We start from the raw sequence: 1435 nt of genomic DNA, 5'->3' as shown, positions 1-1435 counted from the left end.
CCTTCACGATCATCCTCTTGACCTCTGGCCCGATCTTCTCGGCCCAGTTAATCATCCTCTCACGGGCTCCACTCATCGTAAAACCGATGGTGGGGAGGCATGTGCTCTCTTAAGGGTGGTGTACTTATGGGGTGTTCTATCTCTTTTGTGAAAGGCGATTCTTACATGGTCGTGGTAGATCTCTACCACACGGTCGGTATATAGCACCTGGACCCGCTTTCCCTTATACTCCCAGGGGACGCTGTAGTAATGCCTGTCCTCCCTCAGCTCGATATGGTAGTTGAACTGGACCTTGAGGTTGAGGAAGGTCCTTAGCTCGTATCGCTCCAGAGGGAGGGGTTTGAGGGCCGGCTTTTCTATCTCCTCGAAAAGCTGGCGCCTGCTTTTCCCAAGCCTCTGAAAGTTCATCTTGTTATGGCCCTCCAGGAGCTCCCATATGGCCTGGTTCAAGTCTTCAAGAGAATAAAAAATGCGGTCCCGCAGCGGAGCATAGATCCGGATATAGACCAGATTTACGGCATTCTCCACCAGCGCCTTGTCCTTGGCGCTATGGGGGCGGGCGGGGAGAATCACGGTGTGGTAGTGCTGCGCAAAATCGGAATACTCCGGGTTGATGTCCGGCTCGTACTTATCTCCCTTGGTTACTCCACTTTTCAGGCAGTCGGGAACCAGTGCCGCCGGTACTCCCCCAAAATACCACAAGGCATTCTCGTTTGCCTTTATCCAATTCTCTTTCTTCTGGCTTTCCACCGCTTCCACGTAGGTGAGCTGGCTTGCTCCCAGGATGGCCACAAAGGTTTCCACGGGCCTCACTTCCCCAGTTTTTAAGTCAACAAGGCTCAACTTCTTGCCCGCAAAATCAACAAAGGCCTTGTCTCCTGCTTTATGGTTAAGGTGCATGGTTACATCAGCCGCATTCAGCCAGACTTGCAGGTGATAGCAGAATTGGGAGTAGCTGTAGCCGTTGGAGCACTCTTTCCGGTACTCTTCCCACAAAAGGAGCCGGTTCACCCCGGTCTTTTTCAGCTCCTGGGCCAAATACGGAAACCGCTCGGAGAGCTTTTTGTACCTCTCCGTCTCATTCCTCCTCTTCTCCAAAAGTTCCAGCAGCTTGGTATCGCTCAAGGTCTTGATGTCGGCGTACCCAAGCCCCGCAGCCTTCACCTCAGCAATGTCCTGGCTGACTATGGGGTGAGAGATCCGCAGCGCCCGAGCTATCTTCCGATAGCTCAACCCCATCTCTTCATGAAGTCGAATGATCTCCCGTACCTTGTTCATAGTTACTCTCTTTTTCGCCATTTACTCCTCCCTGTCCAATGTTTGTGACGGGAGGAGGTTACCGCCTTTCGGGAAAAATATGAATGGGGCTTTGTTTTGCAGAGATTCTGGTGGAAGTTACCAGTTGTTCTGGATATGTAGGAAAAATTGGTAATTA

General features: G+C 51.7%; 1 protein-coding gene. It reads right to left on the bottom strand.

The features are described from left to right. Nucleotides 1-72 precede the first annotated feature (72 nt). Nucleotides 73-1299, bottom strand: coding sequence for an IS21 family transposase (istA, locus tag HW443_RS11240; protein ID WP_176238226.1), 1227 nt, complete (start codon nucleotides 1297-1299; stop codon nucleotides 73-75). Nucleotides 1300-1435: the final 136 nt, after the last annotated feature.

Source organism: Candidatus Hakubella thermalkaliphila (assembly GCF_013281975.1).
In the GTDB taxonomy this organism is placed as follows: domain Bacteria; phylum Actinomycetota; class Humimicrobiia; order Hakubellales; family Hakubellaceae; genus Hakubella; species Hakubella thermalkaliphila.
Note: the sequence above shows the minus strand (reverse complement) of the source record. Positions and strands in the feature narration are given on the sequence as shown.